The 17283-nt window shown below is 61.8% G+C and carries 16 protein-coding genes; 12 read left to right on the top strand and 4 right to left on the bottom strand.

Annotation, left to right across the window (positions count from 1 at the left end; genetic code table 11):
• Nucleotides 1–599: 599 nt before the first annotated feature.
• From urtA to ureG, 12 genes are all read left to right on the top strand, one after another.
• Complete coding sequence (urtA, locus tag P9255_RS15535; protein ID WP_309789994.1) at nt 600–1910, top strand: urea ABC transporter substrate-binding protein; 1311 nt, start codon at nt 600–602, stop codon at nt 1908–1910.
• Between the two features lie 126 nt (nt 1911–2036).
• Complete coding sequence (gene urtB, locus P9255_RS15540) at nt 2037–3626, top strand: urea ABC transporter permease subunit UrtB (protein ID WP_309790760.1); 1590 nt, start codon at nt 2037–2039, stop codon at nt 3624–3626.
• A gap of 3 nt (nt 3627–3629) precedes the next feature.
• Nucleotides 3630–4823 (top strand): urea ABC transporter permease subunit UrtC, encoded by a 1194-nt coding sequence (gene urtC / locus P9255_RS15545; protein ID WP_309764280.1) that lies wholly within the window; start codon nt 3630–3632, stop codon nt 4821–4823.
• Complete coding sequence (gene urtD / locus P9255_RS15550; RefSeq protein ID WP_309764279.1) at nt 4820–5689, top strand: urea ABC transporter ATP-binding protein UrtD; 870 nt, start codon at nt 4820–4822, stop codon at nt 5687–5689. The genes urtC and urtD overlap by 4 nt, the downstream gene beginning before the upstream one ends.
• Before the next feature lie 68 nt (nt 5690–5757).
• The gene (gene urtE / locus P9255_RS15555; RefSeq protein WP_309764278.1) at nt 5758–6450 is read left to right on the top strand and encodes an urea ABC transporter ATP-binding subunit UrtE; all 693 of its coding nucleotides are present in this window, start codon (nt 5758–5760) and stop codon (nt 6448–6450) included.
• Nucleotides 6451–6480: 30 nt separating this feature from the next.
• Entirely contained in the window at nt 6481–7341 is an 861-nt protein-coding gene (locus P9255_RS15560; RefSeq protein WP_309764277.1) for an urease accessory protein UreD, read from the top strand.
• A gap of 136 nt (nt 7342–7477) precedes the next feature.
• A complete protein-coding gene (locus P9255_RS15565; RefSeq protein WP_014192076.1) occupies nt 7478–7780 on the top strand; it encodes an urease subunit gamma in 303 nt (100 codons plus the stop codon).
• Nucleotides 7781–7788: 8 nt separating this feature from the next.
• Nucleotides 7789–8094 (top strand): urease subunit beta, encoded by a 306-nt coding sequence (locus tag P9255_RS15570; RefSeq protein ID WP_309764276.1) that lies wholly within the window; start codon nt 7789–7791, stop codon nt 8092–8094.
• A 15-nt stretch (nt 8095–8109) separates the two neighbouring features.
• Nucleotides 8110–9816 carry an urease subunit alpha gene (gene ureC / locus P9255_RS15575; RefSeq protein ID WP_309764275.1) on the top strand — a complete coding sequence of 569 codons (1707 nt, stop codon included), beginning with the start codon at nt 8110–8112 and terminating at the stop codon, nt 9814–9816.
• A 6-nt stretch (nt 9817–9822) separates the two neighbouring features.
• Complete coding sequence (ureE, locus tag P9255_RS15580; RefSeq protein ID WP_309789995.1) at nt 9823–10395, top strand: urease accessory protein UreE; 573 nt, start codon at nt 9823–9825, stop codon at nt 10393–10395.
• Entirely contained in the window at nt 10382–11062 is a 681-nt protein-coding gene (locus tag P9255_RS15585; RefSeq protein WP_309765416.1) for an urease accessory protein UreF, read from the top strand. Before ureE ends, P9255_RS15585 begins: the two co-directional genes overlap by 14 nt.
• Before the next feature lie 28 nt (nt 11063–11090).
• Nucleotides 11091–11741, top strand: a complete 651-nt coding sequence (ureG, locus tag P9255_RS15590) for an urease accessory protein UreG (protein ID WP_309789996.1) — start codon at nt 11091–11093, stop codon at nt 11739–11741.
• A gap of 273 nt (nt 11742–12014) precedes the next feature.
• Here the strand turns inward: ureG and waaA are convergent, their stop codons facing one another.
• The 4 genes from waaA to P9255_RS15610 form a co-directional block, all read right to left on the bottom strand.
• Nucleotides 12015–13388 carry a lipid IV(A) 3-deoxy-D-manno-octulosonic acid transferase gene (gene waaA, locus P9255_RS15595; protein WP_309789997.1) on the bottom strand — a complete coding sequence of 458 codons (1374 nt, stop codon included), beginning with the start codon at nt 13386–13388 and terminating at the stop codon, nt 12015–12017.
• On the bottom strand, nt 13385–14269 hold the full coding sequence (locus P9255_RS15600) for a Kdo hydroxylase family protein (protein ID WP_309764271.1): 885 nt from the start codon (nt 14267–14269) through the stop codon (nt 13385–13387). Before P9255_RS15600 ends, waaA begins: the two co-directional genes overlap by 4 nt.
• Nucleotides 14270–14319: 50 nt before the next feature.
• Nucleotides 14320–15315, bottom strand: a complete 996-nt coding sequence (waaC, locus tag P9255_RS15605; RefSeq protein WP_309764270.1) for a lipopolysaccharide heptosyltransferase I — start codon at nt 15313–15315, stop codon at nt 14320–14322.
• 133 nt (nt 15316–15448) lie between these two features.
• Nucleotides 15449–16849, bottom strand: coding sequence for a phosphomannomutase/phosphoglucomutase (locus tag P9255_RS15610; RefSeq protein ID WP_309764269.1), 1401 nt, complete (start codon nt 16847–16849; stop codon nt 15449–15451).
• Between the last annotated feature and the right edge of the window lie 434 nt (nt 16850–17283).

Raw genomic sequence — 17283 nt, forward strand, 5'->3', positions numbered from 1 at the left:
GCTTTTGGCTTTTGGCTTTTGGCTTTTGGCTTTTGGCTTTTGGCTTTTGGCTTTTGGCTAGCGGCTAGCGGTGTATGGGTTTGCTTCCGCTTTATTTCTTAGAGAGTGGTGTTGTGTGTCGTGGTGGTGTTGTCGAGCCAGGGGGCTCGGAGGACGTTAGTCGTCAGTGGGCGTGGAAGGTGATTCAAGGCTGTGTCAAGCTGAGTGCCACCGATGATCTACGGAGTGGCGAAACAGTCACTGCTTCGGGCCGGAAAAGCTGCTTTCTTTGGTTACTTTCTTTGCAGCAGCAAAGAAAGTGACCCCCGCCCCGGGGAGGGGCGCACTAATAGACCGACACGAATACAAGCTCAACGAAGAAGCCCCTGCAAGGAAAAAGAAATCCCTAAGCGCACCGCAACGATGCAACCCGCACGGGCAGTGCACCAAAACAATCCAGAACAAGCCCAAGCGAACAAGAAGAACTGGAGTGAAAAACCCCAGCAAACCCAAGCCAGCCGTGCAAACGGCCCCCATTGGCATACCCCTTGCAAACCACCCTGCGAGCAACAGAAAGCAAGCATGCAAGAGCCAAATCCGCCAAGAGGGGAAACCAAAAAATGAAACGACGCAGTCTGCTGAAACTCGGCTCCATGTCGGGCGCACTGGCCATCGCAGGCCAACTGCCGATATCGAAAGCGCAAGCCGCCGACACGAACGGTCCGATCAAGGTCGGCATTCTGCATTCGCTGTCCGGCACCATGGCGATCTCCGAAACATCGCTCAAGGACACCGCCCTCATGACCATCGCCGATATCAACAAGAACGGCGGCGTCATGGGACGTCAGCTTCAACCTGTCGTCGTCGATCCCGCCTCCAACTGGCCGCTCTTCGCCGAAAAGGCCCGCCAACTGCTCACGCAAGACAAGGTCGCATGCGTGTTCGGCTGCTGGACTTCGGTATCGCGCAAATCGGTGCTGCCCGTCTTCGAAGAGCTCAACGGCCTGCTCTTCTATCCCGTGCAATACGAAGGCGAAGAAATGTCGCGCAACGTCTTCTATACAGGCGCCGCACCGAATCAGCAGGCCATCCCCGCCGTCGAATATCTGATGGGACCGGAAGGCGGCAGCGCCAAACGCTTCTTCCTGCTCGGCACCGACTACGTCTACCCGCGGACGACCAACAAGATCCTGCGCGCCTTCCTGCACTCGAAAGGCGTGAAGGATGCGGATATTCAAGAGGTCTACACACCGTTCGGACATAGCGACTATCAAACCATCGTCGCGAACATCAAGACCTTCGCGCAAGGGGGAAAGACCACCGTCATCTCGACGATCAACGGCGACTCGAACGTTCCGTTCTACAAGGAACTCGGCAACCAGGGGCTGAAGGCCACCGATGTGCCCGTCGTCGCGTTCTCGGTCGGCGAAGAAGAACTGCGCGGCATCGATACCAAGCCGCTCGTCGGACACCTCGCCGCATGGAACTACTTCATGTCGGTGAAGAACCCCGCCAACAAGAAGTTCGAAACGCAATTCGCCGAATGGGTGAAGACGCAGAACCTGCCGGGCGGAAACAAGCGTGTCACGAACGACCCGATGGAAGCGACCTTCGTCGGCATCCACATGTGGAAACAGGCCGTCGAGAAAGCGAAGAGCACCGACGTCAACAAAGTGCGCGTCGCGATGGTCGGACAATCGTTCGCCGCGCCCTCGGGCTTCACGCTCACGATGGACGGCAACCATCACCTGCACAAGCCGGTGATGATCGGCGAGATTCGCGGCGACGGCCAGTTCAACGTCGTGTGGAAAACGAAGACGGCGGTTCGCGCTCAACCGTGGAGCCCGTTCATCGCGGGCAACGAGGGCAAGCCGGATGTCGTGAGTTCCATCCCCTCGTTCCTGCGCCGCTCGCGCCTTCGCACGGCATAAGTCGTCTGCATCGATGTCTCGATGCAGGGCCGCGCGTTCGTGCATGACGTCACGTCGTCATCGGGCGCGCGGCCGTTCAGTCTCACCAGAAAGGCCAACATGACCGGCTCGCTCGCCTCCCCCTTCATGCGCGTGTTGCTCGCGTTCTTCATTGCGTGCATGCCGTTTGCAGCCCATGCACTCACCGCCGATGATCTCGCCCCGCTCGCCAGCGACGATTTCGAAGCGAAGTCCGCCGCCATCGACAAGCTGATCGCCAGCGCCGATGCGCCGTCCGTCACCGTGCTGAACGCGCTTGCGGACGGCTCGCTCGTCGCGACCGAAGACGGCCGCGTCGCACTGCAAACCGATGACGGCAACAAGGACCCGATCACTGGCAAGATCGTCGATGCTCCCGATGCGCAAGCCATCACGCTGAACAACTCGCTGCGAACCAAGGTCGCGGGCGCGCTGTCGGGCCTGCAACTGGCATCGCCCGATGTGGCAAAGCGTCGGGAAGCCGTCGCCGCATTGCTAAAAAACCCGGATGCATCGATGAAGCCGCTGATCGATCGCGCCCGCGCCTCTGAGACGGACTCCGAACTAAAGAAGCGCCTCGATACGCTATGGGCCATGACCGCGCTGCACGATCCCGACGCAAGCAAGCGTCTGGAAGCCGCGCAACTCGTCGCTGCTCGCCATGACCTCGACATGTATGAATTGCTGCGCCCTATCGTCGCCAGGAAAAGCGACGGCAGCTATAACGAATCCGACGAACGCGTGCGCGCCGCAGCGCAAGCGGGCATCCAGGAACTCGACACGATTCAGCGCCGCAGTGAAATCGCCGGGACCATCTTCGCGGGCCTTTCGCTCGGGAGCGTGCTGCTGCTTGCCGCGCTCGGTCTCGCGATCACCTATGGCCTGATCGGCGTCATCAACATGGCGCACGGCGAGTTCCTGATGATCGGCGCCTATGCGACCTATGTCGTGCAAAACCTCGTGCAGCATTACGCGCCCGCTGCGTTCAACTGGTATCCGCTCTTTGCGGTGCCTGTGTCGTTCATTGCGGCGGCGTCGATCGGCATCGTGCTGGAAAGGCTCGTCTTGAAGCATCTCTATGGACGTCCGCTCGAAACGCTGCTGACGACCTTCGGCATCAGCCTCATTCTGATTCAGGCGACGCGCACGATCTTCGGCGCGCAGAACGTGCAAGTGACCAACCCTGCGTGGATGAGCGGCGGCATCGCGGTGATGCAGAACCTGATCCTGCCGTATAACCGCCTGACGATCCTCGCGTTCTCGATTGCCGTCGTGTTCATCGCGTGGGCCGTGCTCACGCGCACGCGGCTCGGCCTCTTTGTGCGCGCCGTGACGCAGAACCGGCGCATGGCTGCATGTGTCGGCGTGAAGACCGCGCGTGTCGATTCCTATGCGTTCGCGTTCGGCGCGGGCATTGCTGGGCTCGGCGGATGCGCGCTTTCGCAGATCGGCAACGTGGGCCCCGATCTCGGACAGAGCTACATCATCGATTCGTTCATGGCGGTCGTGCTCGGCGGAGTCGGTCAACTGGCGGGCACGGTGATCGGCGGTTTCGGGCTCGGACTCGTCAGCAAGGCCATTGAGCCGTTCTGGGGCGCGGTGCTCGCCAAGATCGCGGTGCTCGTGCTCATCGTCCTTTTCATTCAGAAGCGTCCGCAGGGCATGTTCGCCCTCAAGGGCCGCAGCGCGGAGGCCTGATCGATGACCGCATCGACCAATATCGGCGCAAGTCTCGACGTCGCGCCGCAGCCCGATCACAGCGCCGCACGCGCAGGCTTCGCACTGGGTCTGCCGCCGCGCGCGTCTCTATTGCCGCGCAATGGATGGATCGCGCTGATCGCCCTCATCATTGCGATGGGCATCTGCGTGCCACTCTCCGCGCTCGTGCTCCCGGAGACGAGCGCCTTCCATCTGTCGGCCTATGCGATGACGCTCGCCGGCAAGCTCATGTGCTATGCGATCGGCGCGCTCGCCCTCGATCTCGTATGGGGCTACTGCGGCATCCTGAGTCTCGGTCATGCGCTGTTCTTCGCGCTCGGCGGCTACGCGATGGGCATGTACCTGATGCGATCGATCGGACGCGAAGGCACGTATCAAAGCGATTTGCCGGACTTCATGGTGTTTCTCGACTGGCACGCGTTGCCGTGGTACTGGCAAGGCACCGAGCATCTCTGGTATGCGCTGTTACTCGTGGTGCTCGTGCCGGGCGTGCTTGCGTGGGTGTTCGGCTTCTTTACGTTTCGTTCGCGTGTGAAGGGCGTGTATCTGTCGATCATCACGCAGGCGATGACGTTCGCCGCGATGCTGCTTTTCTATCGCAATGAAACGGGCTTTGGCGGAAACAACGGTTTCACCGATTTCAAGCGCATTGCGGGCTTTCCGGTCACGCATCCCGGCACGCGCACTGCCCTCTTCCTGATTACCTTCGCGGTGCTCGTGCTTGCGTTCCTTGCCGCGCGCTGGATCGTGACCTCGAAGCTGGGCCGTGTCGTCACTGGCGTGCGCGATGGCGAAGCTCGCCTGATGTTTCTCGGCTATAGCCCGCTTGCGTACAAACTCTTCATATGGACGGTGTCGGCGGTGCTGTGCGGCATCGCGGGCGCGCTGTATGTGCCGCAGGTCGGCATCATCAACCCGAGCGAGATGTCGCCTGCGAACTCGATCGAGATGGCGATCTGGGTCGCGGTGGGCGGGCGCGGCACGTTGATCGGGCCGATCATCGGCGCATTCGCGGTGAATGGAGCGAAGAGTTTTTTCACGGCATATTTCGCGGAGTACTGGCTGTTTTTTCTCGGCCTCATCTTTACGCTCGTGCCCTTGCTCTTGCCCAACGGGATCATGGGACTTATCGATCTTGCGCGTCGCAAGAAGACTGCGGGAGACGCTGCCGAATGACTGCTCACCACGCATTGATCGTCGATCTGCCGCCGATTCCGCCCGTTCACGAACATGCGAACGTCAATGGCGTGGCCGGGCTTGGCCATGTGCTTGCGCCTGGCGAGATCGACGTATCGCACGGAACGATTCTTTATCTCGAGGACGTGACCGTGAGCTTCGATGGCTTTCGCGCGCTGAACAAGCTCACGTTGTCGATCGACGTGGGCGAGTTGCGCTGCGTGATCGGCCCGAACGGTGCGGGCAAGACAACGATGATGGACGTCATCACGGGCAAGACGCGTCCTGATGAGGGCAAGGTTTTTCTCGGGCAGACGTTCGACCTCACGCGCATGTCGGAGCCGGTAATTGCACGTACCGGCATCGGTCGCAAATTTCAGAAGCCGACTGTTTTCGAGAATCATCCTGTGTGGGAGAACCTCGAACTTGCGATGAAGACGGACAAGCGGTGGTTTGCATCGTTGCGGGCGCGGCTCGATCGCGCGGCGCAGGCGCGGATTGAAGAGACGCTTGAACTCATTCGCTTGCAGCATCATGCGATGCGGCTTGCGGGTGAGTTATCGCATGGGCAGAAGCAGCGCCTCGAGATTGGCATGTTGCTCATGCAGCAACCGGCGCTTCTTTTGCTCGATGAGCCCGCTGCTGGGATGACCGATCATGAGACTATGGAACTCGCCGATCTGCTCAATACACTGCGCGGGTCCTGTTCGATCATGGTCGTCGAGCATGATATGGAGTTTGTTGCTGCACTCAGTGGGGATAGCGGGAAGGTCACTGTTATGGCTGAAGGTTGCGTTCTTGCAGAAGGCACGCTTGATTTCGTCAAGCGGGACGATGCTGTTATTGAGTCTTATCTTGGACGGTGAGGGTTGCTTGTTTCTTTGGGTAATTAATTTCGAACAGAACCGCAAACTTAGAGACAGACAGAGCCCAAATGCTAGAAATAGAAAACCTGAACCAATACTACGGCGGCAGCCACATCCTGCGAAATGTGAACTTCACCGCTCCGGAAGGAAAGCTAACCGTCCTGTTAGGCCGCAACGGCGTAGGCAAAACAACGCTGCTGCGTTGCCTCTTAGGCGTAGTCCCCACAAGAAGCGGCTCAATCACCTGGCGCGACGCGAAGATATCGCAAATGCAAACCCATACGCGCGTAGCGAACGGACTAGCCTACGTCCCGCAGGGCCGCGACATCTTCCCCCGCCTGACAGTAGAAGAAAACCTGCTCGTCGGCGCAGCAACCCGCAAGGCGCCCTCGAAAATCCCCAATCGCATCTACGACCTGTTCCCCGTGCTCCGCGACATGAAGCACCGTCGCGGCGGCGACCTGTCCGGCGGCCAACAGCAGCAACTCGCCATCGGACGCGCATTGATGAGCGAACCGCAATTGCTCATCCTCGACGAACCGACGGAAGGCATCCAGCCTTCCATCATTCGCGACATCGGCCGCACGCTGCGCCAGCTCGTCGAAGAAATGAACATGACTGTACTCTTGGTCGAGCAGTACTACGACTTCGCACGCGAACTTGCCGACCACTACTGGGTGATGAGCCGCGGCGAGATCATCGCGGGCGGTGCAGGATCGGATATGGATGCACATGGAGTACGTGAGCTAATCGCCGTATGATGACGCATCGTTCCCGATAGCACCGTCTCCATGCATCACGAACCTCACGCAGCCCTCGCCGATCCCGACACGTGGCGCGGCACGCTCGAACTCGGCTTCGCTCGTCAGCACGACCGCACCGTTTGCACACATCGCAAGCACGAAGGCCCGCTGCGCATGCAACGGCCGCTCTATCCGGAAGGCGATATCTGTCACGCAGTCATCGTGCATCCGCCGGGCGGCGTGGCGGGCGGCGATCGCCTGAACATCGACGTGAAGCTCGGTGAAAGCACACATGCCGTCATCACGACGCCCGGCGCAACGAAGTGGTACAAGGCCAACGGCAAGCTCGCGACGCAGCGCATCCATATCGGTCTCGCGGCACATGCAAAACTCGACTGGCTTCCGCAAAACAACATCGTGTTCGAATCGTCCAGCATCGAACTGGATTTCAGTCTCACGCTCGACGAAGGCGCGACGGCCATCGGCTGGGATGCAATGCTGCTCGGCCGCGCCGCTGCCGGCGAAAGATGGACGCAAGGGCATATCAAGGCGGTCTCGCGCATTGAATATCGCGATGGACGCACGCTATGGTTCGAACGCAGCCTCATCGAAGCAAGCGATGCATTGCGCGATGCAGGACAAGGCCTCGCAAGCCATCCCGCATACGGAACGCTATGGGCGATAAGCCCCACATGCGACGACGCCCTCGCCGAAGCCCTTACGGCGCAGTTGCCGTTCGATGACGCCCTGCGCGCAGGCGCATCATGCGTTGCGCCGGGCGTGCTCATCGTGCGTGCGGTAAGTCACTCGATGGAGCCGCTGCAACGCGCGCTCACCGATTGCTGGATGCAGCTTCGCCCGCTCGTGCATGGCGTCGATGCGCGACCGTTGAGGCTCTGGAACACCTGATTGCGCACCAACGTTGCGCACGGCGTTGCCCCATTGATGTGCACGTCATGCGCTAAAGCCTCTGCGAGTAGGCTTAAGCGTCGATGGCACGCGTCTCGCTTAAAGCGTCGGTTCTAAAGCAACATAAAACGAGACCATGAAACTGACGCCTCGCGAAAAGGACAAGCTTCTCATCTTCACCGCGGCGCTGCTCGCGGAACGCCGTCGAGCACGCGGTCTCAAGCTGAATCATCCGGAAGCCGTCGCTTTCATTTCGGCTGCATTGATGGAAGCCGCGCGCGATGGCAGGACGGTCGCCGAAGTCATGCACTACGGCACCACGCTGCTCACACGCGACGACGTCATGGAAGGCGTACCCGAGATGATTCCCGACATCCAGATCGAAGCCACCTTCCCCGATGGTACGAAGCTCGTCACCGTCCACCATCCCATTCCTTGAGAAACGCGATGATCCCCGGCGAATATCTGATCGATGACGGCGAGCATGAGCTCAACGCGGGACGTGCGACGGTTTCGGTCGTCGTGGCGAACAGCGGCGACCGGCCCGTGCAAGTCGGCTCGCACTATCACTTCTATGAGGTCAACACGGCGCTCCTGTTCGATCGCGAGAGAACGCGCGGCTTCCGCCTCAATATCGCAGCGGGGACAGCTGTCCGCTTCGAGCCGGGACAGGAACGCACGGTCGAACTCGTCGCGCTCGCAGGCGAGCGGCACGTGTATGGCTTCAACGGCCTCATCATGGGCCCACTCTGATCAGGACATAACAACATGACGTTACGCATCGGCCGCCGCGCTTATGCAGAGATGTTCGGCCCGACCACCGGCGACCGCGTGCGCCTCGCCGACACCGAACTCATCATCGAGGTCGAACGCGACTTCACGACATACGGCGAGGAAGTGAAGTTCGGCGGCGGCAAAGTGATCCGCGACGGCATGGGCCAATCGCAACGCACCGCCGCCGATGTGGTCGATACCGTCGTGACCAACGCGCTGATCCTCGATCACTGGGGCATCGTGAAGGCCGATATCGGCATCAAGGGCGGGCGCATTTTCGCTATCGGGAAGGCGGGCAACCCCGACATTCAGCCGGACGTCACCATTGCAATCGGCGCCGCCACCGAAGTCATCGCGGGTGAAGGGATGATCGTGACGGCCGGCGGTATCGATACGCATATTCACTTCATCAGCCCGCAGCAGATCGACGAGGCGCTCGCAAGCGGTGTCACGACGATGCTCGGCGGCGGCACCGGCCCCGCGACCGGCACCAACGCGACGACATGCACGCCCGGCCCCTGGCACATGGAGCGCATGCTGCAGGCCGCCGATGGCTGGCCGGTCAATCTCGGCTTTCTCGGCAAGGGTAATGCGAGCTTGCCGGAGCCGCTCGTCGAGCAGATCAAGGCGGGCGCGATCGGCCTCAAGCTGCACGAGGACTGGGGCACGACGCCCGCAGCCATCGACAACTGTCTCTCGGTTGCCGACGATACCGATACGCAAGTCGCCATTCACACGGACACGCTCAACGAAGCGGGCTTCGTCGAAGCCACCATCGCCGCGTTCAAGGGCCGCACGATTCACACGTATCACACGGAAGGCGCGGGCGGCGGTCATGCGCCCGACATCATCAAAGTGGCGGGCGAGTCGAACGTGCTGCCCTCGTCCACGAATCCGACGCGGCCTTACACCGTCAACACGCTCGACGAACATTTAGACATGCTGATGGTGTGCCATCACCTGGACCCGTCGATAGCGGAAGACATTGCATTCGCCGAATCGCGCATTCGCCGCGAGACCATCGCGGCCGAAGACATCCTGCACGATCTCGGCGCGCTTTCCATGCTCTCGTCCGATTCGCAGGCGATGGGCCGTGTCGGCGAAGTCATCATCCGCACATGGCAGACCGCGCACAAGATGAAGGTGCAACGCGGCGCGCTCGCCGAAGACAACGCGCGCAACGACAACTTCCGTGCGAAACGTTATATCGCGAAGTACACGATCAATCCTGCGATCACGCATGGCATCGCGCATGAAGTGGGATCGATCGAACCCGGCAAATGGGCCGATCTCGTGTTCTGGGAGCCGGCGTTCTTCGGCGTGAAGCCCGCGATGATCGTCAAGGGCGGAATGATCGCGGTGGCGCAAATGGGCGATCCGAACGCATCGATACCGACGCCGCAGCCCGTTCATTATCGGGAGATGTTCGCAACGCGTGGCGGTGCGCTCGGCAAGACATCGCTCACCTTCGTGTCGCAAATGGCGCTGGAATCGCGCATAGCCGAGCGTTATGGCTTGAGAAAGCAAGTTGTCGCGGTGAAGAACTGCCGCAATGTGAGGAAGGCCGACATGATTCACAATGCATGGCAGCCGTCCATCAGCGTCGATCCGCAGACCTACCAGGTGATCGCCGATGGTCAATTGCTCACCTGCGATCCCGCCACCGTGCTGCCGATGGCGCAACGCTACTTTCTGTTCTGAAGCCCTATGCGCACTATCGACAAACGTCTCACCGCGAAGCTCGCTCCGGTTCTCGTCAAGCGCGCGCCTACGATCACACTGGCGTTCGATGCGCGCTGCAAGAGCCGCCTCGCAGTCACGCTCGATAACGGCGAGGAAGTCGCGCTGGTCATGCCGCGCGGCACCGTGCTCGCCGATGGCGACATGCTCGTCGCCGACGACGGCGGTTTCGTGCGCGTGGTCGCTGCTGCCGAAGACGTGCTCGTCGTGCGTGCGGTGAACCCGCTCACGCTGATGCGCGCGGCATACCATCTCGGCAATCGGCATACGCCCGTCGAGATCGATGCGGATCATTTGAAGCTCGAAGCCGACTCCGTTCTCGAAGACATGTTGAAGCGTCTGGGGACGACCGTCACGCGCGAATCGCAGCCGTTTCAGCCGGAGACCGGGGCATATGGCGGCGGTCACAAGCATGGTCACGACGAGACGTTCAGCGAGGACTACGCGCTCGCGCAGAAGCTGTATCGCGAGCACGACCATTCGCAATGCGGGCATGACCATGACCATCATCACCACCATCACGGTCATGGGCACGAGTGAGCTGACCGCGCTGCTGCATCTGGCGTCGCCTGCGTTGCCGATCGGCGCGTTCAGTTATTCGCAAGGGCTGGAAGCGGCCATCGAATGTGGCTTCGTTCACGATGCCGATACCGCGCGCGAGTGGATCGCGAACGGCTTGTCGCATGTGCTTGCGCGCGGCGAGTTGCCGATCATCGCGCATCAGATGGAACGCTGGCGAACGCATGACGATGCCGCCCTTCGCCGCGCCAACGATGAATACATCGCGAGCCGCGAGTCCGCTGAATTGCGGCGTGAGACCGAGCAGATGGGATGGTCGCTTGCGCAACTGTGCGCGTCGCTCGAATGGGGCGACGAAGCGCGTCGCGCGACGCTTGCTGCGGTAAAGCCCATCGCGCAACCGACGGCCTATGCGTTCGCCGCGTATGCAAACGATGCATCGACCGATGCAGCGCTTGCTGCCTATGCGTTCAGTTGGGTCGAGAATCAGGCCGCTGCGGCGCTGAAGGCCGTGCCGCTCGGGCAGCTTGCGGGGCAGCGGACCATCGTGGCGCTGCGCGCGCCGATCGATGATGCGGTGTGCCGTGCGCTCGTGACATCGCCCGATCAGGTCAACACCTTCGCGCCGCAGCTCGGCATTTTGTCGGCGCGGCATGAGTCGCAGTATTCGCGGCTCTTTCGTTCTTAACCTGCTTTAGTCATCGAAACGATATCGCATGAACGCTCCTGCTTATTCCGCCGCCACCCGTAGAACGAAGAAACTGCCGCCGTTGCGCGTGGGCGTGGGCGGGCCTGTCGGCTCCGGCAAGACGACGCTGCTCGAAATGCTCTGCAAGGCGATGCGCGATCGATACGATCTCGTCGCGATCACCAACGATATTTATACGAAAGAGGATCAGCGGCTTTTGACCGTGGCGGGCGCGTTGCCGGCTGAGCGGATCATGGGCGTGGAAACGGGCGGTTGTCCGCATACGGCGATTCGCGAGGATGCGTCCATCAATCTTGAAGCGGTCGATAGGATGGTGTCGCGGTTTCCGGACGTGGATATCGTTTTTATCGAATCCGGTGGCGATAATCTGGCGGCTACGTTCAGCCCCGAGCTTTCCGACCTGACGATCTATGTGATCGATGTGGCTGGTGGGGAGAAGATTCCGCGTAAGGGCGGGCCGGGGATTACGAAGTCGGATTTGCTGGTGATCAACAAGACGGACCTTGCGCCTCATGTGGGGGCTAATCTCGAGGTCATGGCTAGCGATGCCAGGAAGATGCGGGGAGAAAGGGAGTTTGTGATGTGTAATCTCAAAGCGCTCGAAGGACTGGATGCAGTGATCGAGTTCATTGAGAGGAAGGGGTTGTTGGCGGTCTAACCCGGCAAAATTTCCGCGAGCGAAGATGACTCCGAAGATAGCGCCTACTGCCGAGGCGCATCACCGAATGCATTCAGCCGCGGTTTCTCTGCTTCATTGCCCCGTTCACTCATCGCGGATCGCTGTCGAGAACCTGGTGAGCCAGTTTGAGCGCCTCTTCCCGCCAGCGGTTAAAGTTTGCAGTATCGGCGGTCATTCGGCAGCCTAGAATCTGAATAAAGCCTTGGGACCGAAATCACGGCAAGCAATGCGGATAGCGCCGTGTGCTCAGGTTCATTGAGCAGCGATAGTCAACGATTCCCTCTCCATCATCCCCGTTAAGACCCCGACCGTCCTCTCCGTCGCCCCCCGATGCTTCGCCGCGAACCCCGCCGCGGCCTCACTCATCGCGACCCTCCGCGCCTTATCCGAAAACAACCCGCGCAAAGCCCCAGCAAGCCCTTGCGGATCGTGCACCCTCACCGCAGCCCCTGCCGCAATCGCATCATTCGTCGCCTGAGTGAAGTTGAACGTATGCGGTCCGATCAGCACCGGCACACCCGCCGCACAAGCCTCGATCAGATTCTGCCCGCCAAGCGGCAACAAACTCCCGCCGATAAACGCCAGATCCGCCGCCGCGTAATACGCACCCAGCTCGCCCATCGAATCCCCGAGCAACACCTGTACATTCGATGGCAAGCGCGCCGGCACATCCGCCCCCGATCCCGCCGCAACAGGCTTCGGCGCCCACACCGATCGCCGCGCGCTCGTCATGCCCGCCGCCGCGATCAACGCCGACACTTCGTCGAATCGCTGCGGATGACGCGGCACGAGAATCAGCAGCGCATCCGGCACGTTCAGCGCGGCAAACGCCCGCAGCACCAACGTCTCCTCACCTTCACGCGTGCTCGCCGCGACCCACACGGGACGGTCGCCGATCGCCGCGCGCCACGCCTGTCCACGCGCGATCAGCTCGGGCGGCGCACTCATATCGAACTTCAGATTGCCCAGCACCGCGACATTGCGGGCACCCAGCGCAGTCAACCGGTCCGCATCGGCCGGCGTCTGCGCAAGCACGCGCGAAAACCCGCCGAAGACCTCGCGCACCGCCCGCCCGAACCGCGCCGCGCGCCGATACGACCGCTCCGACATGCGCGCGTTCGTCAGCACGAGCGGCACGTCGGCGCGCTTGCATTCGTCGATCAGCGTCGGCCACACTTCCGTCTCCATCACGATGCCGAGCGACGGCCGCCACGCGCGCAGAAAACGCCTCACGAGATGCGGTGAATCGTAGGGAAGATAGCTGCGCAGCACGCGATCGCCGAACAGGTCGATGCCCGTCGCGCGACCGCTCGGCGTCATGTGCGTGATGAGCAGGCGCGCTTCGGGATGCGCCTTCATCAGCGCTTCGATCAGCGGCTGCGCGGCGCGCGTCTCACCGACCGATACCGCATGCACCCAGATTAGCGGCGCGAGGTCGTCGGCGCGGCGTGCGGGGCCGCGTCCGAATCGTTCGCCGATATGCTCGCGATACCCCCGCTCCCTGCGCGAGCGAATCAGCAGACGCAACACGGCAAGCGGCGCCACGATCCACCACATCGCGCGATAGATCGCTCTCAATACGACCTCCGAGAACGGCGCCGCCGGCGCGGATGCAGCGCCGCTCAAACGAGCGCCCTGCCCTTCAGGCGTTCGAGAATGCCGAGCGGCGCATGATCGGGCCGCGCCATCGCCCTGACGGGCAGGAAGAACGTCTGCTCCATCATGAACTGGCCGGACATCACCGCGTGCGACGTCTGATCCGAGAAGCACACCCACACCGAGCCGGGCGGAAAGGGCATCGTCTGCTGCGGCGAAGACTTCTGATAATCGAGGTCCGCCTTCATCGCGTCATGCAGATGCAGCATCAGATGGTCATACTCGCTGCGCTTCGTCTTCGTGATGTGCAGCAGGTTCATGAGCCACGCAGACCCCGGCGCTTGCGGCTTGATGCCCGGCAGAAAGCGCTTCGCCATGTCCTCGAACGGCTCGCCCACGCGCCACACGCGCGGCGTGCCCTTCGGATTGATGTTGGTGAACACGCGCAGGATGCGCTCGCCGTAGTTCGGGCGCGACGGGAAGGCATCGACGTGCAGGCGGCTATCGTCCTTGCGCCACGACGTCTCGCGCTTTTCGACTTGATGCAGCCGCAGGCTCGTCGGCGCGACGCGCAGCTTGCCGTCGTATTCGGGAAAGAGCCCGTCGACGAGCGTGCGCGCGTTCGTCTGATACCGGGCGATGAGCGAGCGCACCGCCGATTGCATCACGTTGTCGCCGATGACCCCGTTGAGCGCGCCGCCGTTGGGCGCGAGGCTGATGTTCTTGCGCTTCGGGTCCGCGATCTTCGGGTCGAGCAGCGCCTGCTCGCCGCCTTCGATTGCAAAACGCAGGTTAGGGAAATAGAGGACCTTGCCGTCTTCCAAGCCGGCCAGGAGCGCCTCGCGCGGTACGGACAGGTTCTTGCCCTGCCAGTCGCATGATGCGACTTCGATGATTTGAGATTCCGTCATGTGCCTTCCAACTTGATTGGGCTCGCGCACGGCGCTGGATCGTTACTTCATCACAGCAGGCCGAAACCCGCGAGCGCGGCCTTCACTTCGGAGAGCGTCGGATGCCGGCTCGCGTCGCCGAGATTGATCACGTTGGGCGACCAGTAGCCGCCGGTGCGCCATGCGGTCGAGAAATTGTACAACTCGACCGTGGGACGCTTCAGCGCTGCGGCAATATGTACGAGTCCGGTATCGACGCCCACGGTCGCGGCTGCGCCATCGATCAACCCGACGACCGCCGGCAGCGACAGCTTCGGCGGCACGATCGCGGCCGCGCCGAACTCCTTCGCGAGCTTCTCGCTGGTCGCGCGTTCGGCGTCGCTGCCCCACGGCAGCACGATCGATGCCCCGCGCGTCACGAGCGCCTGCCCCAGTTCGATCCACGCGGCTTCGGGCCACTGCTTGTCCGCGCGGGACGTTGCGTGGACGAACACCACGTAGGGCACCGGCAGATTCAGACCGAGCGCGGACACGGCGAGCGTCGCGCGGCGCGTGTCGAGGCCGAAGTCGATATCGTCGGTCATCTGCGGGCGCGGCAAATCGAGTGCGGCGGCCACGAGCTGACGCGTGCGCTCGACGACGTGCGTGCGCGGCTCGATGGGCACGCGGCGGTCGTAGAAGAAGCGCACCGGCCATTCGTAGCCCGCGCCGTCCGTGCGATTGCCGAGTCCGACGAGCGGCCCGCGCGCCCAGCTTGCGACCCATGCGGTCTTGATGAGCCCCTGGCAATCGATGACGAGATCGTACTTTTCGGCGGCAAGGTCGCGCCTGAACTTGCCGATCTCGCGCCAGTTCGCAGCCGAGGCGAAGCCCTTGCGCCAGCGACGCAGCGAGAACGGGATCGCGCGGCGCACGCCATTCACCAGTTCGACGAGGCTCGCGAAGCTCTCTTCGACGAGCCAGTCGATCTGCGCATCGGGATAGCGGCGACGGATGTCGGCGATGGCCGGCATGTTGTGGACGACGTCGCCAAGCGACGACACGCGGACGATCAGGATCTTTTGCACGCTGTGAACGGGTGGCGCGGCTTGCGCGATGGAAGAAGAACGGGAAGCGGGGATTTTAGCGCGGCACGCTTGTCCGCCGCCCAATAAAAAACGGCGCGACCCTTCGATCGCGCCGCTTCGACACATCACGAACTCAGAACGGCAGTTGCGCGTCCGGCTTCTCCGCAAGAATCACGCGGCGGAAGTCTTCCTGAATACGCTTGAGCGCCTCTTCGCTGTCCGCCTCGAAACGCATCACCACAACCGGCGTGGTATTCGACGAACGCGCGAGACCGAATCCATCCGGATACTCGACACGCAAGCCATCGATCGTCAGCACGTCATCCGCGCCTTCGAACTTCGCCGACTTCTGCAGACGCCCGATGAGCTCGAAGTTCTCGCCTTCCTGCAGCTTCAGCTGCAATTCAGGCGTCGAGAGCGAGTTCGGCAGATCGTTCAGCAGCTTGCTCGGATCGTCCACGCGCGACAGGATTTCGAGCATGCGCGCGCCGGTGTAGAGGCCATCGTCGAAACCGTACCAGCGATCCTTGAAGAACACGTGACCGCTCATTTCGCCCGCGAGCGGCGCGCCCGTTTCACGCAGCTTCGCCTTCACGAGCGAGTGGCCCGTCTTCCACATCACCGGTTCGCCACCCTGCTCGCGCACCCACTTCGCGAGATTGCGCGTGCACTTCACGTCGTAAATGATCTGGCCGCCCTTGTTGCGCGACAGCACTTCCTGCGCGAACAGCATCAACTGACGGTCCGGGAAAATCACTTGCCCGTCCTTCGTGACGACGCCGAGACGGTCGCCGTCGCCATCGAAAGCGAAGCCGATCTCCGCGTCCGTTTCCTTCAGCGCCTTGATCACGTCCTGCAGATTCTCGGGATGCGCCGGGTCCGGGTGATGGTTCGGGAAATTGCCGTCGATGTCCGTGAACAGTTCGACCAGTTCGCAGCCGAGCGCCTTGAAAAGACGCGGCGCGAGACCGCCCGCGACGCCGTTGCCCGCATCGACCACGATCTTCATCGGGCGCACCGGCTTGATGTCCGAGACGATGCGATCCAGATAGATCTGCGATACATCGAACTCCGTATAGCTGCCTTCGCCCGACTCGAAGTCGTCATTCACGATGCGCTGATACAGGCCCTGAATCTGCTCGCCATAGATGGCCGCGCCGCGCAGCACCATCTTGAAGCCGTTGTAATCGGGCGGATTATGGCTGCCCGTCACGACGATGCACGAATCCACGCGACGCTCGCCCGACGGCAGCGGCAGCGGCACGCTCGCCGCGAAGTAGCCGACAGGCGTCGGCACCATGCCGATATCGATGACATCGACGCCCGCCTCGCGCAGGCCGTCAGCGAGCGCGCCGACGAGTTCCGGACCGGACAGGCGGCCATCGCGGGCCACGACGACGGAATCGCCGCCCTGCTTGCGAATCTCGCTGCCGAAGGCACGGCCGATGTTCTTCGCGACATCCTTGTCCACCGTCTTGCCGACGATGCCGCGAATGTCATAGGCCTTGAAAATGGATTGGGATACCTGGCTCATAAGATGGCTACCTCTTCTGTATTTAATTGATGAATTCTCGGCGATGCAGCCATAAGGGCGTGGCAAGTCGTGGCGACAATAGCGCGCCGACCAGGCCAACATGCGCGCGAACGACTGCGAGGCTCATGTGTCGAGCGTCGGACCATCGCGGGCCTGCCGACGAAACGTTGCAAGCGCCACGCGAGGGCGGGCTTCGGTTCGCACTTATAATCGCTGTCTTTCAGCGCTTTCGATGTTGCGCGTCGCGGTTCAAGCCTGCGCATTCATTCTAATCCAATGCCCAAACGCTCTTTCGCCTTCAGGCCGACGAATGAGTCGCCTTCGCGCGCAACCGCACATAAGTTGATCGTTGACGCAGCTTTGTTACGTGGTGCGCAACACGGCAAGCGGGCTACGGTAGCACGGCGCGTGCCCGGCATCGTCCACGGTTGCGC

This window comes from Caballeronia sp. LZ019 (assembly GCF_031450825.1).
GTDB lineage: Bacteria > Pseudomonadota > Gammaproteobacteria > Burkholderiales > Burkholderiaceae > Caballeronia.

Bases quoted from the DNA above. Each gene is read 5' to 3' on its own strand.
- urtB (WP_309790760.1), top strand. From the start codon at position 2,037: ATGCGCGTGTTGCTCGCGTTCTTCATTGCGTGCATGCCGTTTGCAGCC.
- P9255_RS15570 (WP_309764276.1), top strand. From the start codon at position 7,789: ATGATCCCCGGCGAATATCTGATCGATGACGGCGAGCATGAGCTCAAC.
- ureC (WP_309764275.1), top strand. From the start codon at position 8,110: ATGACGTTACGCATCGGCCGCCGCGCTTATGCAGAGATGTTCGGCCCG.
- urtA (WP_309789994.1), top strand. From the start codon at position 600: ATGAAACGACGCAGTCTGCTGAAACTCGGCTCCATGTCGGGCGCACTG.
- P9255_RS15585 (WP_309765416.1), top strand. From the start codon at position 10,382: ATGGGCACGAGTGAGCTGACCGCGCTGCTGCATCTGGCGTCGCCTGCG.
- urtE (WP_309764278.1), top strand. From the start codon at position 5,758: ATGCTAGAAATAGAAAACCTGAACCAATACTACGGCGGCAGCCACATC.
- P9255_RS15565 (WP_014192076.1), top strand. From the start codon at position 7,478: ATGAAACTGACGCCTCGCGAAAAGGACAAGCTTCTCATCTTCACCGCG.
- urtC (WP_309764280.1), top strand. From the start codon at position 3,630: ATGACCGCATCGACCAATATCGGCGCAAGTCTCGACGTCGCGCCGCAG.
- P9255_RS15560 (WP_309764277.1), top strand. From the start codon at position 6,481: ATGCATCACGAACCTCACGCAGCCCTCGCCGATCCCGACACGTGGCGC.
- ureE (WP_309789995.1), top strand. From the start codon at position 9,823: ATGCGCACTATCGACAAACGTCTCACCGCGAAGCTCGCTCCGGTTCTC.
- ureG (WP_309789996.1), top strand. From the start codon at position 11,091: ATGAACGCTCCTGCTTATTCCGCCGCCACCCGTAGAACGAAGAAACTG.
- P9255_RS15610 (WP_309764269.1), bottom strand. From the start codon at position 16,849: ATGAGCCAGGTATCCCAATCCATTTTCAAGGCCTATGACATTCGCGGC.
- P9255_RS15600 (WP_309764271.1), bottom strand. From the start codon at position 14,269: ATGACGGAATCTCAAATCATCGAAGTCGCATCATGCGACTGGCAGGGC.
- urtD (WP_309764279.1), top strand. From the start codon at position 4,820: ATGACTGCTCACCACGCATTGATCGTCGATCTGCCGCCGATTCCGCCC.